Source organism: Sphingoaurantiacus capsulatus, assembly GCF_042648405.1.
Classification (GTDB): Bacteria; Pseudomonadota; Alphaproteobacteria; order Sphingomonadales; family Sphingomonadaceae; genus Sphingoaurantiacus; species Sphingoaurantiacus capsulatus.
The window spans coordinates 91,416-108,594 of record NZ_JBHRXV010000006.1 but is presented as its reverse complement, the minus strand read 5'-3'; the positions used below and the strand labels follow the sequence as shown (position 1 = coordinate 108,594).

Sequence of the window (17,179 nt, the reverse complement as noted above, 5' to 3'; positions counted from 1 at the left end):
ACGAACCGAGCCCTATGCTCTGAGAGTCGCGCCGACTTTGCCCGCCGCCGCGACGATCTTCGCTGACAGCGCTTCCAGCTCCTCGTCGGTGAAGCTGCGCTCCACCGGCTGCAGGACCGCCGACACCGCGAGCGATTTGCGGCCGTCGCCCATCTCGAAGATGTCGAACAACGCTGCGTCGATGACCGCCGCCTTGTCCGCGCCGCGCACCGCGCGCAGCAGCGCGTCGGCCGAGGCACCGGCCTCGACGACGAAGGCGAAGTCGCGAGTCACCGGCTGCAGCGGGTTGGGCTGGTGTGCCGCGCGCGTGCGCTTACCGGCACCCCGCGCCGGCGGCAGTGCGTCGAGGAAGATTTCCGCGACGATGGCGCCGCCGCGCAGGTCGAAATGCTTCGCCACGCGCGGGTGCAGCTCGCCGAATTCCGCCAGCGCCTGCTTCGGGCCGAGGCAGAGCCGCGCCGAGCGGCCCGGATGATACCAAGGGCTGACATCGCCCATCACCTGCAGCCGCTCGACCGGCGCGCCGGCGGCGGCCAGCGCCGCCAGCACTTCGGCCTTGGCGTCGAACGCGTCGAACGGCGCGGCCTTGCCGGTGCGCCAGTCGCGACCCGTGCGCTCGCCGGCGAGCACGAGGCCCACCGTCGGCCGCTCGCCGTCGGCGAGATAGCGCCGCCCCACCTCGAACAGCCGCAGGCTCGACTGGCCGCGATCGAGGTTGCGTTTGGCGGCGCCGAGCAGTCCCGGCAGCAGCGACGGGCGCATGACGGCGAGGTCGGCGGAGATCGGGTTGTCGAGCGTCCAGGCGCCGCCACCGAAGGGTGCGGCCTCGTCTGGCGCGACGAAGCTCCACGTCACGGCCTCGTTGGCGCCGCGCGCCGCGATGGTGCGACGGACGCGCCGCTCGATCATCTGCGCCGCGGTCGCGGTCGGCTTGGCGACGCCCTCGGCGCGCGGCAGCGCGGTCGACGGCACATGGTCGAAGCCGTGGATGCGCGCGACCTCCTCGACGATGTCGGCCTCGCCATCGACATCGCGGCGCCAGCTCGGGACGCCGATCTGCCAGACCGCGCCCTTCTCGACACGGAAACCGAGGCTGGCGAGAATGTCGGCCTGCCGTGCCTCGTCGATCTCGACGCCGGCCAGACCCAGGGTGCGCGCCGGGCGGTAGCTGACGCTCTTGTCGGGCACCGGCGCCTTGCCGGCCTCGACCACCTCGGAGGCTTCGCCACCGCACAGATCAAGGATCATCTGCGTCGCCAGCGCGGTGCCGGCCTCGAGGAAGGCCGGGTCGACGCCGCGCTCGAAGCGGGCGCGCGCGTCCGAGTTGAGCCCGAGCGCGCGCCCGGTGGCGCCGATGCGCGCCGGGTCGAAATAGGCGCATTCGAGCAGCACGTCGGTCGTCGTCTCGGTCACCGAGCTATGCTCGCCGCCCATGATGCCGCCGATGTCGTGGACGGCCGCATCGTCGGCGATCACCGTCATGCTGGCATCGAGCGTGTAGGTCTTGCCGTTGAGCGTATCGACCGTCTCGCCGTCGCGCGCGCGGCGGGCGACCAGCGCACCGTTCAGCTTGGCCAGATCATAGACGTGCAACGGCCGGCCCCGGTCGAAGCTGATATAGTTGGTGATGTCGACCAGCGCCGAAATCGGGCGCAGCCCGATGGCGCGCAGGCGGCGCTGCATCCACGCCGGCGACGCGCCGTTCGACACGCCGCGGATGACGCGGCCGAAGAAGGCGGGGCAGCCTTCGGGATCGTCGGTGCGGATCTCGGTCGGGCAGGGGAACGTCCCCGCCACCAGTTCGACCGGCCGCGTCTTCAGCTTGCCGAGGCCCAGCGCGGCGAGATCGCGCGCGATGCCCGCGACGCCCATGCAATCCTGCCGGTTGGGCGTCACCGACACCTCGATCACCGGATCGTCGAGCCCGGCGAGCGTCGCATAGGGCGTGCCCACCGGCGCGTCGGCGGGCAGGTCGATGATGCCGTTATGCTCGTCGGACAGTTCCAGCTCGCGCTCGGAGCACATCATGCCGCGGCTCTCGACGCCGCGGATAGCGGCGACCTTCAAGGTCACGTCGATGCCCGGCACATAGGCGCCCGGCGCGCCGAACACGCCGATCAGGCCCGCACGCGCGTTGGGCGCGCCGCACACCACCTGCACGGGCTCGCCGCTGCCGGTGTCGACGGTCAGCACCTGCAGCTTGTCGGCCTGCGGATGCGGCGCCGCGGTCAGCACGCGCGCAATCGTGAAGGCCGCCAGCTTCGCCGCCGGATTGTCGACGCCCTCGACCTCAAGGCCGACGCGCGTCAGCCCCTCGACGATCACGTCCAGCGAGGCGTCGGTATCGAGATGATCCTTCAGCCAGGACAGGGTGAACTTCATGCGCCGACTCCCCCGCTCAGCGTGGGCACGTCGAGCGCCCGGAACCCGTAGTGGCGCAGCCAGCGCAGGTCGCCGTCGAAGAAGGCGCGCAGATCGTCCATGCCGTATTTCAGCATCGCGAGGCGGTCGACGCCGGTGCCGAAGGCGAAACCCTGCCACTCGTCGGGGTCGAGGCCGCAGGCGGCGATGACCTTCGGGTGGACCATGCCGGAGCCCAGCACCTCCATCCAGCCGTCCGACCCGCCGATGGCGCGCTGGCCGTTCTCGATGCGGTAGCCGACATCGACCTCCGCCGACGGCTCGGTGAAGGGGAAGTAGCTCGGACGCAGGCGCAACTGCACGTCGTCGCGCTCGAAGAAGGCCTTGAGGAAGGTCTCGAGCGTCCATTTGAGGTGGCCGAGCGTGATGCCGCGGTCGATCACCAGCCCCTCGATCTGGTGGAACATCGGCGTGTGGGTGGCGTCCGAATCGGAACGATAGACGCGGCCTGGCGCGATGATGCGGATCGGCGGCTTTTCGCTCAGCATCGTGCGGATCTGCACCGGCGAGGTGTGGGTGCGCAGCAGCATCCGGCCACCTTTTCCTCCCCCGATGGGGGAGGGGGACCGCGAAGCGGTGGAGGGGGCACCNAGGGGGACCGCGAAGCGGTGGAGGGGGCACCCAGCGCGGCACTGTCCCCTCCACCGCTCTGCGAGCGGTCCCCCTCCCCCATCGGGGGAGGAGAGGGGAAGTAGAAGGTGTCGTGCATCGCGCGCGCCGGGTGCGTCTCCGGGATGTTGAGCGCGTCGAAATTATGCCACTCGTCCTCGATCTCGGGACCGGTCGCCACCGCGAAGCCCATGTCGGCGAAGATCTCGGCGAGTTCGTCCATCACCTGGCTGATCGGGTGGACGCTGCCTTGCGCGCCGGTGCCGACGGGCAGCGACATATCCAGCCGCTCGGCGGCGAGGCGCGTGTCGAGCGCGGCATCCTCCAGCGCGGTCTTGCGGGTGGCGATGGCGGCGGCGAGGTCTTCGCGCAGCCCGTTGAGCGCCGGACCCTGCACCTGCCGCTCCTCGGGGGTCATCTTCCCCAGCGTCTTCAGCAGCTCGGTGACCGCGCCCGACTTGCCGAGCGCGGCGACCCGAAGGGAATCGAGAGTATTGAGATCGCGGGTGCCGTTGATCTCGTTCAGAAAGCGGTTTCGAATTTGCTCGATATCGCCGGACACTCGACGTTCCCCTTTTAGGTCCAGTGCCTCTTGGGGCATCTGGCAACCAACGCTGTGCGTGTTGCGTACACTATGCGCCGAAACGACGAGGGCGCGAGCCGCCGAAGCAGCCCGCGCCCTCGTTCCAATCGCCTGTAGGTGTTTAGGCGGCCTGGCCGAGCGCGGTCTGCGCCTGCGCGGCAATGGCCTTAAACGCCTCCGGCTCGTGCACGGCGAGGTCGGCGAGGACCTTGCGGTCCAGCTCGACGCCGGCAAGCTTCAGCCCGTGCATGAACACGCCATAGGTCAGGCCCTGCTCACGCGCGGCGGCGTTGATGCGCTGAATCCACAGCGCGCGGAAGTTCCGCTTCTTCACCTTGCGGTCGCGGTAGGCGTACTGGCCCGCCTTCTCGACAGCCTGGCGAGCGATGCGAATCGTGTTCTTGCGACGGCCGAAATAGCCCTTCGCCTGCTCAAGGACCCGCTTGTGACGGGCGCGTGCGGTTACACCGCGCTTGACGCGTGCCATGTCGGGGTCTCCTTACTTCAGGCCGTAGGGCGCCCAGGCCTTGACACGCGCGGTGTCGGCCTCGGCGAGCACGGTCGTGCCGCGGTTGGTGCGGATGTACTTGCTATTGTGGCTGATAAGGCGGTGGCGCTTGCCCGCCACACCGTGCTTGATCTTGCCGGTGGCGGTGAGCTTGAAGCGCTTCTTCACGCCGCTCTTCGTCTTGAGCTTGGGCATTTTCGGTCTCCTTGAGAGCGATTGCAGATCGCCACGGCAGCCCACACTGGCCGGGCGATCCCTCGATCGGAGCGGGGCGTATAGCTACGACCGCTTCAAAAGGCAACTGAGTCGCCCGCTTAGTGGTGTCTCATTTTGAAGTTGGCGCCTCGATAAGATTGGTCGGGCTGCCCAGCCGGTCCCACGCCTCTTCGTAGAGCGGCAGTGCGTAGGACTTGGGCGGCAGCCAATAGGATGCCGTTCCCGTACTTGGACTAACACCCCGATGCGCGGCAGCCTTTACCTCGCTTAGTGTGAGCACAAAGCACGTCGGCGAAGCGGTGTTTGCATTGATCGTGATGACCCACCACGGCGAGCGGAGATTATCTAGCGATCCGCCAAGCGGCACCGGCACCTTCTTCGATAGCGCCTTTGATTGGATCGGCAGGAGCCGTGTTTCGTCATCGCTGGCGGCGTACAGATCGGCGCCTCTCGCATTGCGGACGGTTGGCATGACATGCCAGCCTCGACGAGATAGCTCCCTCGCTACATGGTAGAGACCCGCGTTGCCGGTGAGCTGATGCCGCAAGTTATTTGCTCCTATGACGGGCACTTCTTGTATGGGCTGCGCGGTTTCCGCGCTCTGCGAATTACCGAGCAAGGAGCGGAGTTCGCCGCGTCCCGCCCAGGCCTAGCTTGAACCCATCGCTGAACAACAGCATGTGGACAAGGAGACCCGCCATGGCGACCCAGCCGATCTTTGCCGATGAAGCCGCCCGCTGGGCGGCGGTGCAGCGCCGCGACGCGGCCGCCGACGGCCAGTTCTTCTATTCGGTGAAAACCACGGGCGTCTATTGCCGTCCGTCCTGCGCCGCCCGCCCGGCGCGGCGCGAGAATGTCGCCTTCCATGCCGATCCGGCAGCGGCAGAGGCGGCGGGCTTCCGTGCCTGCAAGCGCTGCCGTCCTGACGGCGTCGCCCCCGCGCAGGCGCGCGCTGATGCCATCGCCAAGGCCTGCCGGCTGATCGAGGCAGCGGAGGAGCTGCCCGATCTCGATACGCTGGCGGCGGCGGCGGGCATGAGCCGCTTCCACTTCCACCGCAGCTTCAAGACGGTCACCGGCGTGACGCCCAAGGGCTATGCCGCGGCGCTCCGCACCGAGCGGGTGCAGGAGGCGCTGGCCGCCGGTTCGTCGGTCACCGCCGCCATCTACGACGCGGGCTACAACGCCAACAGCCGCTTCTACGCCGATTCGGCATCGCGGCTCGGCATGCGGCCGAGCGCCTATCGCGACGGCGGGCGCGGCATGGCGATCCGCTTCGCGGTCGGCGACTGCTCATTGGGCACCGTCTTGGTCGCCGCCACCGACAAGGGCGTCTGCTCGATCCTGCTCGGCGACGACCCCGATACGCTGGTCCGCGACCTGCAGGACCGCTTCGGCGCGGCCGAGCTGGTTGGCGGCGACGCCGACTTCGAAAAGACCGTCGCGCAAGTGGTCGGCCTGATCGACGCGCCGGGCGCCGGCCTGTCGCTGCCGCTCGACGTTCGCGGCACCGCCTTCCAGCAGCAGGTGTGGGAAGCGCTCCGCCGCATCCCCGCCGGTCGTACCGCCAGCTATGCCGAGATCGCACTGGCGATCGGCCGCCCGGCGGCGGTGCGCGCGGTGGCGCAGGCCTGCGGCGCCAACTCGCTCGCCATCGCCATCCCCTGCCACCGCGTGGTGCGCTCGGACGGCGACCTCTCCGGCTATCGTTGGGGCGTCGAGCGCAAGCGCGAATTGCTGAGCCGCGAGCGGGCGGCGGCGTGACGGCCCTCGATTGGGCGCGCATCGAGGGCGACCTCGATGCGCAGGGCCATGCGCTGACCGGGCCGCTGCTGACGCCTGAGACCTGCGAGGCGGTCGTCGCAATGTACGACGGCGACGACCGCTTCCGCTCGCGGGTGGTGATGGCGCGGCACGGCTTCGGGCGCGGCGAGTATAAATATTTCGCCTATCCGCTGCCCGACCTGATCCAGCGGCTGCGCACCGCGCTCTATCCGCGCCTCGCGCTGATCGCCAACCGCTGGAACGCCGCGATGGGGATCGGCGTGCGCTTCCCCGATACGCACGCCGAGTTCCTCGATCGCTGCCACGCCGCCGGGCAGCTTCGCCCGACGCCGCTTCTCCTACGCTACGGCCCCGGCGACTATAATTGCCTGCATCAGGACCTCTACGGCGAGCATGTCTTCCCGCTGCAGGCGGCCATCCTGCTGTCGCGGCCCGGCGAAGACTTCGAAGGCGGCGAGTTCGTGCTGACCGAGCAGCGCCCGCGCATGCAGTCGCGCGCCGACGTGGTGCCGCTCACCCAAGGCCAGGCAGTGATCTTCGCGGTCAACCAGCGGCCGGTACAGGGTACGCGCGGCACTTACCGAGTGGCGCTCCGCCACGGGGTCAGCAAGCTGCGCTCAGGCACTCGCCACACGCTCGGGATCATCTTCCACGACGCGACCTGAGTCAGACGGGGGGGAACAGCAACCATGTCGTTGCCGTTCCTACCCGAATGGCAAGCGACCCGACGACCGTTCCGGCTGAGACGCCGCCCCCGCCGCCCCGCGAAAAGCGCGACTGGCGGGAAAGCCTTACTTGGCCGGTAAAGCTGCTGCTCGGCATCCTGCTGGCGATCTTCATTGCCTGGCTGGTGCTCTACATTACCAAGGGCCGCTTCCTGAAGGACACGTTCGTCAGCATCGCCTCGGACTATACCGAGCGGCAGGTGCGCGTCGGCGGCGACTTCAACCTCTACCTGAACCCCTTCCACATCCAGTTCCTCGCCGAGGACATCACGGTGTCGAACCCGGCGTGGGCGAAGGACAAGCAGCTGTTCGACGCCGACCGCGTCGCGCTGCAGCTCAACATCTGGCGGCTGATCTTCGGCCAGCGGCGCTTCAACTATCTCGACCTGCAGGGCGCCGAGATCGGGCTGGAGCGGCAGGAGACGCGCAACACCTGGACCTTCCGGTCGGACAGCAACGAGCCGTTCGAGCTGCCCGACATCGTCCGCGCCGCGATCACCGGCACGCGCATCCACTATATCGACCGGCCGCTGGCGCTCGACGCCAACATCGCGGTCGGCGACGTGGCGGCGGCAAAGAGCGTGTTGCAGCCGCGTATCCCGTTCAAAGGCGGTGGCACCTCGCACGGCGCCCGCTTCACGACGAGCGGCGCGCTGACCTCGCCCAACGAGACGCTCGCCGGCGGCGCCAACAAGCTCAACCTCACCGTCAACGTCGGCGACAGCCGCATCGACGTCGTCGGCACCCTGCCGGGCGCGACGGTGCTGGAGAACGCCAAGCTCGACCTGACCGCGCAGGGCGGCAACCTCAACACGCCCTTCTCGCTGCTCGGCGTCGTCATCCCCGATACCCGCAAGTTTCGCGTCACCTCAAAAGTCACGCCGGTCGGCGACGAATGGCGCTTCACGCAGATCAACGGCCGCTTCGGCGATTCCGATCTGCATGGCCGCATGACCATCAAGATGAACGCCGACGAGCGGCTGTTCATCGACGCCGACCTCAACAGCAACAGCCTCGACATTCTCGATGCCGGGCCGTGGATCGGCTATTCGCCGGATCGCCTCGATGCGATGGGCGGCAAGGGCGCGATCACGCAGGAAGGCGGCCGCCCGCGCGTGCTGCCCGATGCGCCGCTCGCGTCCGAAAGCCTCGGCCGGTTCGATGCCAAGGTCCGCTTCAAGGCGAAGGCCGTCCGCACCGGCACCATCCCGATCAGCAATCTCGAGATCGACCTCGGCCTCGACAAGAAGCTGCTGACCCTGAAGCCGGTGGCTTTCGACATTGCCGGCGGCCGCCTCACCGGCGATATCGATCTCAACGCGCGCAAGTCGCCGGTTATCACCGACTATGACATCCGCCTGACGCCGGTGCGCCTCGGCCGCCTGCTGCAGGGCTTCGACATCGAGGATTCGGGCACCACCGGCACCGTGAAGGGCCGCGTCCAGCTGCGCGGCTATGGCGATACCGTGCGTGAGTCGCTCGGCAGCTCGACGGGCCGTATCGCGATGATCCTGCCGGAAGGCACGTTCTGGATCCGCAATACCGAGCTCGTCGAGCTCGACATCTTCCAGTACGTCACCAAGGCGCTGGCCAAGCAGTTGAAGGACCCGACCGAGATCCGCTGCGGCCTGCTGGCCTTTACCGTCACCAAGGGCAACGCGGCGGCCGATCCGATCTTCATCGACACGCAGCGGTCGGTGATTCGCGGCAATGGCAGCTTCAACTTCGCCCAGGAATCGCTCGACCTGTCGATCGAGGCGGATTCGAAGAAGTTCAGCCTGTTCTCCGGCCAGTCGCCGATCGGCGTCGGCGGCTATTTCGCCGCGCCGAAGATCAACATCATCTCGCCCGAGCTCATCAAGCGCGGCGTCGCCGGCGTGGCGCTCGGTGCGGTGGCGGCGCCGATCGCGGCCATCGTCGCCTTCGTCGATGTCGGCGAGGAAAAGGACACCAACTGCGGGCCGATCCTCGCCGGTGCCCGCACCCCGGCGGTGCGCGCCGCCGACAAGGCCGCCGAGGGCAAGAAGACCGACGCGCAGAAGGAAGCCGAGAAGATGGCCGAGGAGCGCGCCGAGGCCCAGGAGAAGGCCGCGAAGAAGGCGAAGAAGGACGCCGAGGAGCGCGCCGAGAAGGCCCGCGAGGCGGCGAAGAAATAGGCTAGCCGTTCAGCAGCTTCAGCGCCGCCGGGATCAGCTCGGCGTCGCCCGCCGCGACGACGCTGCCGTCGCTGCGGCGGTCGAGCGGACGGCCCTGCCAGTCGACCATCCTGCCGCCCGCGCCCTCGATCACCGGCACCAGCGCCGCGAAATCGTAGAGTTGCAGCCCGGACTCGACGACGAGGTCGAGATGCCCCGCGGCCAGCACGCCGTAGTTGTAGCAGTCGCCGCCGTAGATCACGTCGCACACGTGCGGCCGTAGCCGCTCGAACGCCGCGAACGGCGCCTCGCCGAACGCCTGCGGCGAGGTGGTGCCCACCCGCGCCTCGGCAAGGCTCGCACAGGCGCGCGTCCGCACCGGCAGGCCGTTGAGCAACGTCGGCCGCCCCTCGGCGCCGACCCAGCGGTCGCCGATGATCGGTTGGTCGATGACGCCGAGCACCGGCTTGCCGTCGTCGAGCAGCGCGATCAGCGTGCCGAACAATGGCCGGCCGGTGATGAACGCGCGCGTCCCGTCGATCGGGTCGAACACCCAGACGTAGCGAGCATCCTCGCGCACCCGCCCGAACTCCTCGCCGATGATGCCGTCCTGTGGGCGCTCCGCCTCGATGATCGCGCGCATCGCCGTCTCGGCGGCGCGGTCGGCGGCGGTGACGGGGGACAGGTCGCCCTTGGTCTCGATGTCGAAGGGCTGGCGGAAATAGGGGCGGACGGCGGCGCCCGCCGCATCGGCCAGCCGCTCGGCGAGGATGAGGATGTCCGCGTCGATCACAGGCCCAGTTCCTTCAATATGGCGTCGCGATGCTCGTCGAGCCGCGGCGCCTTCGGCCGGGTCGTCGGGTCGGGATAGGCGGACAGCTTCACCGGGTTGCCCGCGGCGGTCAGCGGCGCGCCGTCGGGAAAGCCGGTCTGGATGACCATGTTGCGCGCCCGCACCTGCCGGTGGTTGAGCGCCTGCTCGGTATCCTGCAGCGGCCCGCTCGGGATGCCCGCCGCCTCGCACAGCGCCAGCGCCTCGCCCGCCGTCAGCCCCGCCAGCCGCGCCTCGATCACCGCCGCCACCTCCTCGGCATGGTCGGTGCGCGTGGCATTGGTCGCAAAGCGTGGATCGTCCTTCAATTCGGGCGCGCAGATCGCGTCGCAGAGTTTGCCCCACAGCGCGTCGTTGCCGGCCGCGATCACCACATGCCCGTCGGCGCAGGCATAGGCGGCGAAGGGCGTGATCGACGGATGCCGCGCGCCGAGCGGCCCCGGCGCCACCCCGGTCACCGCATAGCGCGCGATGGCGTTCTCGAGGATGGCGATCTGCCCGTCGAGCATCGCCACGTCGACGAACATCCCCTCGCCGGTCGCCGCGCGGTGGTGGACCGCCGACAGGATGCCGATCACGGTGAACAGCCCGGCGGTGATGTCGCCGACCGAGGTGCCGACCCGCGTCGGCGGCCCGCCGGGATGGCCGGTGATCGACATGATCCCGCCCATCGCCTGCACCACCATGTCATAGGCGGCCTTGTCGCGGTCGGGCCCGGTATGCCCGAAGCCCGAGGCGGCGGCGTAGATCAGCCGCGGAAAGCGCGCATGAAGCGCCGCCCAGCCATAGCCGAGCTTCTCCATCACCCCCGGCCGGTAATTCTCGACGACCACGTCGGCCTTCGCGAGCAGCGCCTCGAACGTCTCCCGGTGCGCGGCATCCTTCAGGTCGAGCGCGATCGATTGCTTGCCGCGGTTGATCGAGCTGAAATAGGCCGACTGGCCGGCGGCATTGAACGGGCCGATGTGGCGGCTGTCGTCGCCCTTGCCCGGCTGCTCGACCTTGATGACCCGCGCGCCGAGGTCGGCGAGCACCATCGTCGCGTACGGCCCGGCGAGCACGCGCGACAGGTCGACGATCAGCAGATCGGAAAGTGGACCCGCAGGCTTTGCCTCGCTACCACGGGCATCTGAATTTTCGGGGGAATCGCTCATGCAGCTCTACATGTCGCACACGTCGCCCTATGCGCGGAAGGTGCGGGTTTTCGGCCTGGAGCTGGGGCTGGAGGCGCAGCTCGACGAAGTACCCGTTGATCCGACCGAGGATCCCGAGGCGCTGGTGGCGGTCAATCCGGTGTCGAAGATTCCGGCGCTCGTCACTGACGACGGCATGAATATCCACGACAGCCGGGTGATCTTCGCCTATCTGGCGAGCCTCGTCCCGCCGACCGACCTCTACCCGCAGCCCGCCGACCCGCAGCGCTGGCCGGCGATGACGCTCGCCGCGCATTGCGACGCCATCCTCGACGCCGCGGTGGCGTGGCGGCTGGAACAGCTCCGCCAGCCCGGCGAACGCTCGATCTTTTGGCAAGGCCGCTGGAAGGCGCAGATCGAACGCGCGCTCGACGCGCTGCCCGACCGCATCGCCGCGCTGCCCGCCTACCGCCCCTATGCCGAACTGCTGACGGCGGTCGCCATCGGCTACCTCGAATTCCGCCACAAGAACCTGGGTTGGCGGGGCGGCCGCCCGGCGCTGGCTGAAATCTACGACCGCTGGTCGAAGCGCCCGTCCTTCATCGCGACCCGGCATCCGAGCGCCTAAGCTCCATCCGCACATCTTTCCGTCATACCGGCGAAAGCCGGTATCCAGTCCAACGGTCGGTCTGGATACCGGCTTCCGCCGGTATGACGGTGATGCTGGAGTGATCGAAACGCGTAGGCGGACGAACCGCCTCTACGAAACCGGCTCCGGCGGCTTCGGCTCCTCGGGCAGCGGGATGAACTCGCTCTCGCCCGGCACTTTCCCAAACCGCTGCGCCGCCCAATCCGCCTTCGCCTGCTCGATCCGCTCGGGCCGCGACGACACGAAATTCCACCAGAGGTGCCGCTCGCCGACCGGCGCGCCGCCGAGCATCATCACCCGCGCCGCCGTCACCGCCGTCCACGCCGCCTGTACGCCCGGCTCGACGATCAGCATCCGCCCGGCCTCGTACCGCTCGCCGCCAACCTCGATCTCGCCGACCGCGATATAAAGCGCGCGCTCCTTATGCTCGTCGGGCAGGTAGACCGTCGCCCCCGCCTCGGCATCGACGTCGATGTAGAACATCGGCGAATAGGTCTTCACCGGCGACACCGCATGGAAGGCGCTGCCGGCGATCAGCGTCCGCCGCGCCCCGTCGATGGTGATGCTCGGCAGCGTCTCGGCGGGATGATGGTGGAAGCTCGGCGCCACCTCCTCCGCCTCGTCGGGCAGCGCCACCCACGCCTGCACGCCGTGCATGCGCTGGCCGTTGGCCCGCGTCTCGTCCGATGACCGCTCCGAATGGACGATGCCTCGCCCCGCGGTCATCCAGTTCACCGCACCCGGGCGGATCGGCTGATGATAGCCGAGCGAGTCATGGTGCATGATCTCGCCCTCGAACAGATAGGTCACCGTCGCGAGGTTGATGTGCGGATGCGGCCGCACGTCGAAGCCGTGGCCGGCGGCATAGTCGACCGGCCCGAAATGGTCGAAGAAGATGAACGGCCCGACGGTGCGGCGGAACGGCGCCGGCAGCACGCGGGCGACGACGAAGCCGCCGCCCAGATCACGCCGCCGTCCCTCGATGATGCGTTCGATCATTTCAGCCTTTGCTTCAGCGTTTTCAGCGTGGTTGCGTTGTAGGGCGGCTTGAAGCCGGCCAGCTTGGCGATGTCCATCTTCGGCTGCTTGTAAACCGCCTTTATATGGCTGAACGCCTTGAAGCCGTCATGGCCATGGTAATTGCCCATGCCCGATGGCCCGACGCCGCCGAACGGCAGGTCTTCCGACGAGATGTGCATGATGACGTCGTTGACGGTGACGCCGCCCGAGATGGTGCGGTCGAGCACCTGCCGCTGCTCAGCCGCGTCCTCGCCGAAATAATAGAGGCCCAGGGGGCGGTCGCGGCCGTTCACATAATCGACCGCGTCGGTGAGATTCTTGTAGGTCTTCACCGGCAGCACGGGGCCGAAAATCTCGTCCTGCATCACCTTCATGTCGTCGGTGACCTTGCGGACGATGTGCAGCGGCATCTTGTGGGTGTTCTGCGCGCTGAAATCCTCGTTGCCCGGATTGACCACGATCACCTCGGCGCCCTTTTCGCGCGCGTCGGCGATGTAGCTTTCCAGCCGCTCGCGGTGCCGGCCGTTCACCACCGAGGTGTAGTCGGGGTTGGCCAGCAAGGTCGGGTAGAGCCTCGCCGCGCTCGCCTTCAGCCCCTCGACGATCTCGCCCTCCTTCTCCTCGGGGACGAGCATATAGTCGGGCGCGAGGCAGATCTGCCCGGCGTTCATCATCTTGCCGGTGGCGATGCGGTCGGCGGCCTGCGCGATGTCGGCGGAGCGGCTGACGATCGTCGGCGACTTGCCGCCGAGCTCGAGCGTCAGCGGCACCAGATTTTCGGCCGCCGCGCGCATCACATGCTTGGCGATCGAGGTCGCGCCGGTGAAGATCATGTGATCGAACGGCAGCTCGGTGAACGCCTGGCCGACCTCCGGCCCGCCGACGACGAACGCCAGTTCGGTCTCATCGAAATATTTCGCGGCAAGGCTCGCCATCAGCTCGCTGGTCGCCGGCGTGAACTCGGACGGCTTCACCATCGCGCGATTGCCGGCGGCGAACACCCCGGCGAGCGGCCCGAAGGTCAGATTCACCGGGAAATTCCACGGCGCGATCACGCCGATCACACCCTTCGGCTGATATTCGACCCAGGCCTTGGCGCCGAGCAGCCCCAGCGGGAAGTCGAGCTTGCGCTTCTCCGACCGCATCCAGCCTTCCAGATGCTTGATGCCGTGGTTGAGCGGCCCGACCGAGGCCATGATGTCGGTGAGCAGCGTCTGCTCGGTCGAGCGGTGGCCGAAATCGTCGGAGACGGCACGGGCGAGCGCATCGCGGTTGTCGAGCAGCAGGGTCTTCGCGCGCTGCAGCCGGTCCTTGCGGGCCGCGGCCGACACCGGCAGCTCCGCCTGGAACGCCGCGCGCTGCTTTTCCAGAAGCGCCTTCATGTCCTGCGCCGACGCCGGCGCCTCCTTCTTCTTCGTCGCCATCGCCGATCCTCCCCTGATCTTTGAGGGCCACTCTAATCCCGCTGAGTGACACCGCAAAGCTAGCGGGTTTCACGAGGGGACGGCTCTGCTAGGGTCGCGCCGGGACACGGGGAGCGGGACATGAAGATCAAGGCCTTGGCACTGCTGGCAGCGATGACGGCGACGACGGCGATGGCGCAGACGGCGCCGCACGAGCGGCAGGCGCGTGACATCTACGAAAAGGTCATCGCTTTCCGCACCGCCGCCGGCCACGGCCAGATGCCGAAGATGACCGACTATCTGGTCGGTGTGCTGAAGGCGGGCGGGGTTCCGCAAGCCGACATCGCCATCCTGCCGCTCGGCGAGACCAATGCGATGGTCGTGCGCTTTCCCGCTGCCGGCAAGCCGTCGAAGAAGCCGATCCTGTTCTCCGCGCACATGGATGTCGTCGACGCCCGGCCGGAGGACTGGACCCGCGATCCGTTCCGGCTGATCGAGGAGAACGGCTATTTCTTCGGCCGCGGCACCAGCGACAACAAAGCCGGCGTCACCGCGCTGGTGTCGACGATCGTCCGCCTGAAGGCCGAGGGCTTCAAGCCGAAGCGCGACCTCGTCTTCGCCTTCATCGGCGACGAGGAAACCTTGATGGCGACGACCAAGCTGGTCGCGGCGCACCCCTGGGTGAAGGACGCCGAGTTCGCCATCAACACCGACGCCGGCGGCGGTGCGCTCGACGAAAGCGGCAAGCCGGTCATCTATCTCGTGCAGGGCGCCGAGAAGACCTATGCGACCTTCGAGCTGACCGTCCCCAACCCCGGCGGCCACAGCTCGCGACCGCGCAGCGACAATGCGATCTACGATCTGGCCGCGGCGCTGGCCCGGCTGCAGGCCTATCGCTTCCCGGTGATGGCAAACGCGCTGACCCGCGACTATCTCGGCGCCGTCGGCAAATCGATGCCGGGCGAGGTGGGCGAAGGGCTGCGCGCCTTTGCGGCGAACCCGCAGGACCAGAAGGCCTCGGACTATCTCGCCACCCAGCCCGAGTTCGTCGGCACCACCCGCACCACCTGCGTCGCGACGATGCTCAATGCCGGCCATGCCGAAAACGCGCTGCCGCAAAAGGCGACGGCGACGGTCAACTGCCGCATCTTCCCCGACGTGAAGGTCGCCGACGTGCAGGCAGAACTGGCGCGCGTGGTCGCCAACCCCGCCATCCAGTTCAAGGTGCTCAACGACCCGCAGCCGAGCCCGGTGTCGGAAATGCGCCCCGACGTGATGGCGGCGATCACGCGGGCGATTCACGTCGATTATCCGGGCGTGCCGATCGTGCCCTATCTCGAATCGGGTGGCACCGACGGCAAGATCTACCGCATCGCCGGCATCCCGACCTTTGCCAGCTCGGGCCTGTTCACCAAGACGTCGGACATGTTCGCGCACGGGCTCAACGAGCGGCTGGCGGTGCCGGCGTTCTACAAGGGGCTCGGCCATATCTATCGGGTGACCAAGGATTTGGGCGGCCGCTGACGGCACTTAAGCGGGCGGCGGCGGTTATGGTTGGGCCATGCCGCTGCCGCAACAAGTGCCGAGGACCGATCCGGATGCGGCGCTTCTCGCGCTGCTCGGGGCCTTGCAAGGCCGTGGCTATCATTTCGTCACGCCGACGCCCGCAACCCACGCGCGGGTCATCGCCCGCCCGGGCCGGCGCGTGGCGCGTGGTCTGACGGACATTTTCGGCTGGAGCGTGCCGTTCGACGCGGGGCTGCTCGACGCCGACCTGCTCGACCTGCTGATCGCCGCCGACATGATCGAGGCGGCGGGGCCGCGCCAGCGCTCGCGCTGCCGGGTGTCGACCCTGCACGGCCGCTATTTCCTGCACGCTGCCTATCCGACCGATTACCGAGACGCGGTGTTCTTCGGGCCGGACAGCTACCGCTTCGCCGATTTCGTGCGTGACAATCTCGGCCCGTGCGGCGGGGCGCGCATCGTCGATATCGGCACCGGCGCGGGGGTCGGCGCGATCGTCGCCGCCGGAATGTGCCCGCAGGCGCGGGTCACGATGACCGACATCAACCCCCAGGCGCTGCGCTTCGCGCGGATCAACGCCGCGTTCGCCGGGGTCGATGCTGAGTTCGCCGAGGGCAACGGGCTGTCCGCCGTCGAGGGCGATATCGACGTCGCCATCGCCAATCCGCCCTACATCGTTGACCCGGAAGGCCGGGCCTATCGCGACGGCGGCGACATGCACGGCGGGCGGCTGTCGCTCGATCTCGCCTGCGAGGCCGCGCACCGCCTGAGCCCCGGCGGCCGCCTGCTTCTGTATACCGGCAGTGCCATCGTCGAGGGCCGGGACGCCCTGCGCGAGGCGCTGGCCGAGGCGATGCCGCGAGCGGGTTGCACGCTGACCTATCGCGAACTCGATCCCGATGTGTTCGGCGAGGAGATGGAGCAGCCCGGCTACGACGATGTCGATCGAATCGCGGTGGTCGGCGCGGTCGCGACCAGGGTGAACTGAACAAGCATGAGCATTGGCGCGTTGCTTACCTGAAACAATTAGGTGCACGCCATGCTTCGTCTCATCCTCGCCCTCGTCGTCCTTGCCGGGCTCGCTTTCCTCGCGCAGGCCACCGGCCTCGTCGCGTTCGGCACCAGCGGCGCCTTGCGGGCGCCCTCGGTCGACCTACGCGTCGATGGCGGCGAGGTGCCGAAGGTTCAGGTCGAAGCCGCCAAGGTGAAGGTCGGCGTCACCGAAAAGACCGTCGAGCTGCTCAATGTCGATGTCGGCATGCGCGAAAAGGCCGTCGCCATCCCCAAGGTCGAGCTGAACAAGGCGACCACCGACGACGGCAGCGCTACCCGCTAGCCGGCACCCGCTAACGCGTGCGCCGCTCGCCTCGTCGAAACCTCGGGAACGGTCTCCCCGCGGGCCCGGTTGGTCGGTCATTCGACCACAATGGGAGAGTGAGCGATGGCGAATGACGACGACCGCATCTCGGCGCGTGGTTTTGGATCGATGGACCCGGATCGGCATCGCGAGGTGTCGCGGCGCGGCGGCCAGATAAGCCGGGGCGGCGGGTTCGCCGCCAATCCCGAATTGGCGCGCGAAGCGGGGCGCAAGGGCGGCCTCGCCGGCAGTCATCGCCTGGATCGTGACGAAGAATAG

Annotated in this window: 16 protein-coding genes and 1 pseudogene; 8 read left to right on the top strand and 9 right to left on the bottom strand. The window is 68.3% G+C overall.

The features are described 5' to 3' along the window. Positions 1 to 12 precede the first annotated feature (12 nt). From pheT to ACFOMD_RS08840, 5 genes and pseudogenes are all read right to left on the bottom strand, one after another. Entirely contained in the window at positions 13 to 2,382 is a 2,370-nt protein-coding gene (gene pheT, locus ACFOMD_RS08860) for a phenylalanine--tRNA ligase subunit beta (protein WP_380860009.1), read from the bottom strand. Beyond that, positions 2,379 to 3,592 (bottom strand): annotated as a pseudogene (gene pheS, locus ACFOMD_RS08855) (phenylalanine--tRNA ligase subunit alpha). The gene pheT and the pseudogene pheS overlap by 4 nt, the downstream one beginning before the upstream one ends. 142 nt (positions 3,593 to 3,734) lie before the next feature. Further along, entirely contained in the window at positions 3,735 to 4,100 is a 366-nt protein-coding gene (gene rplT, locus ACFOMD_RS08850; protein ID WP_380860006.1) for a 50S ribosomal protein L20, read from the bottom strand. A 12-nt stretch (positions 4,101 to 4,112) separates the two neighbouring features. Further along, on the bottom strand, positions 4,113 to 4,316 hold the full coding sequence (gene rpmI, locus ACFOMD_RS08845) for a 50S ribosomal protein L35 (RefSeq protein WP_380860003.1): 204 nt from the start codon (positions 4,314 to 4,316) through the stop codon (positions 4,113 to 4,115). 130 nt (positions 4,317 to 4,446) lie between these two features. Then, complete coding sequence (locus ACFOMD_RS08840; RefSeq protein WP_380860001.1) at positions 4,447 to 4,884, bottom strand: hypothetical protein; 438 nt, start codon at positions 4,882 to 4,884, stop codon at positions 4,447 to 4,449. A 152-nt stretch (positions 4,885 to 5,036) separates the two neighbouring features. On the opposite strand from ACFOMD_RS08840, the gene ada reads away from it, so the two are divergent. From ada to ACFOMD_RS08825, 3 genes are read left to right on the top strand one after another with little or no spacing between them, the layout of a single operon-like run. Further along, complete coding sequence (gene ada / locus ACFOMD_RS08835; protein WP_380859999.1) at positions 5,037 to 6,101, top strand: bifunctional DNA-binding transcriptional regulator/O6-methylguanine-DNA methyltransferase Ada; 1,065 nt, start codon at positions 5,037 to 5,039, stop codon at positions 6,099 to 6,101. Further along, a complete protein-coding gene (locus ACFOMD_RS08830) occupies positions 6,098 to 6,787 on the top strand; it encodes a 2OG-Fe(II) oxygenase (protein WP_380859997.1) in 690 nt (229 codons plus the stop codon). Before ada ends, ACFOMD_RS08830 begins: the two co-directional genes overlap by 4 nt. Positions 6,788 to 6,834: 47 nt before the next feature. Then, positions 6,835 to 9,003 carry an AsmA family protein gene (locus tag ACFOMD_RS08825; protein ID WP_380859994.1) on the top strand — a complete coding sequence of 723 codons (2,169 nt, stop codon included), beginning with the start codon at positions 6,835 to 6,837 and terminating at the stop codon, positions 9,001 to 9,003. Between the two features lies 1 nt (position 9,004). On the opposite strand, the gene hisN is transcribed toward ACFOMD_RS08825, so the two are convergent. Further along, on the bottom strand, positions 9,005 to 9,775 hold the full coding sequence (gene hisN, locus ACFOMD_RS08820; protein WP_380859991.1) for a histidinol-phosphatase: 771 nt from the start codon (positions 9,773 to 9,775) through the stop codon (positions 9,005 to 9,007). Then, the gene (locus ACFOMD_RS08815; RefSeq protein WP_380859988.1) at positions 9,772 to 10,968 is read right to left on the bottom strand and encodes a CaiB/BaiF CoA transferase family protein; all 1,197 of its coding nucleotides are present in this window, start codon (positions 10,966 to 10,968) and stop codon (positions 9,772 to 9,774) included. The genes hisN and ACFOMD_RS08815 overlap by 4 nt, the downstream gene beginning before the upstream one ends. Here ACFOMD_RS08815 and ACFOMD_RS08810 point away from each other — a divergent pair. After that, complete coding sequence (locus ACFOMD_RS08810) at positions 10,967 to 11,575, top strand: glutathione S-transferase N-terminal domain-containing protein (RefSeq protein WP_380859985.1); 609 nt, start codon at positions 10,967 to 10,969, stop codon at positions 11,573 to 11,575. The two genes, ACFOMD_RS08815 and ACFOMD_RS08810, sit on opposite strands and share 2 nt — an antisense overlap. Positions 11,576 to 11,707: 132 nt before the next feature. On the opposite strand, the gene ACFOMD_RS08805 is transcribed toward ACFOMD_RS08810, so the two are convergent. Both ACFOMD_RS08805 and ACFOMD_RS08800 read right to left on the bottom strand, forming a co-directional pair. Beyond that, the gene (locus ACFOMD_RS08805) at positions 11,708 to 12,595 is read right to left on the bottom strand and encodes a pirin family protein (protein WP_380859982.1); all 888 of its coding nucleotides are present in this window, start codon (positions 12,593 to 12,595) and stop codon (positions 11,708 to 11,710) included. Then, positions 12,592 to 14,040, bottom strand: a complete 1,449-nt coding sequence (locus ACFOMD_RS08800; RefSeq protein WP_380859979.1) for a coniferyl aldehyde dehydrogenase — start codon at positions 14,038 to 14,040, stop codon at positions 12,592 to 12,594. The genes ACFOMD_RS08805 and ACFOMD_RS08800 overlap by 4 nt, the downstream gene beginning before the upstream one ends. A gap of 120 nt (positions 14,041 to 14,160) precedes the next feature. Here ACFOMD_RS08800 and ACFOMD_RS08795 point away from each other — a divergent pair, with 120 nt between their 5' ends. The 4 genes from ACFOMD_RS08795 (at position 14,161) to ACFOMD_RS08780 (ending at position 17,179) form a co-directional block, all read left to right on the top strand. Continuing rightward, positions 14,161 to 15,543 (top strand): M20/M25/M40 family metallo-hydrolase, encoded by a 1,383-nt coding sequence (locus ACFOMD_RS08795; protein ID WP_380859976.1) that lies wholly within the window; start codon positions 14,161 to 14,163, stop codon positions 15,541 to 15,543. A gap of 37 nt (positions 15,544 to 15,580) precedes the next feature. Then, positions 15,581 to 16,531: a methyltransferase gene (locus ACFOMD_RS08790; RefSeq protein WP_380859973.1), complete on the top strand. Its 951-nt coding sequence runs from the start codon at positions 15,581 to 15,583 to the stop codon at positions 16,529 to 16,531. A gap of 51 nt (positions 16,532 to 16,582) precedes the next feature. Further along, positions 16,583 to 16,879, top strand: a complete 297-nt coding sequence (locus tag ACFOMD_RS08785; protein WP_380859970.1) for a hypothetical protein — start codon at positions 16,583 to 16,585, stop codon at positions 16,877 to 16,879. 105 nt (positions 16,880 to 16,984) lie between these two features. Beyond that, the gene (locus tag ACFOMD_RS08780) at positions 16,985 to 17,179 is read left to right on the top strand and encodes a con-10 family general stress protein (RefSeq protein WP_380859967.1); all 195 of its coding nucleotides are present in this window, start codon (positions 16,985 to 16,987) and stop codon (positions 17,177 to 17,179) included.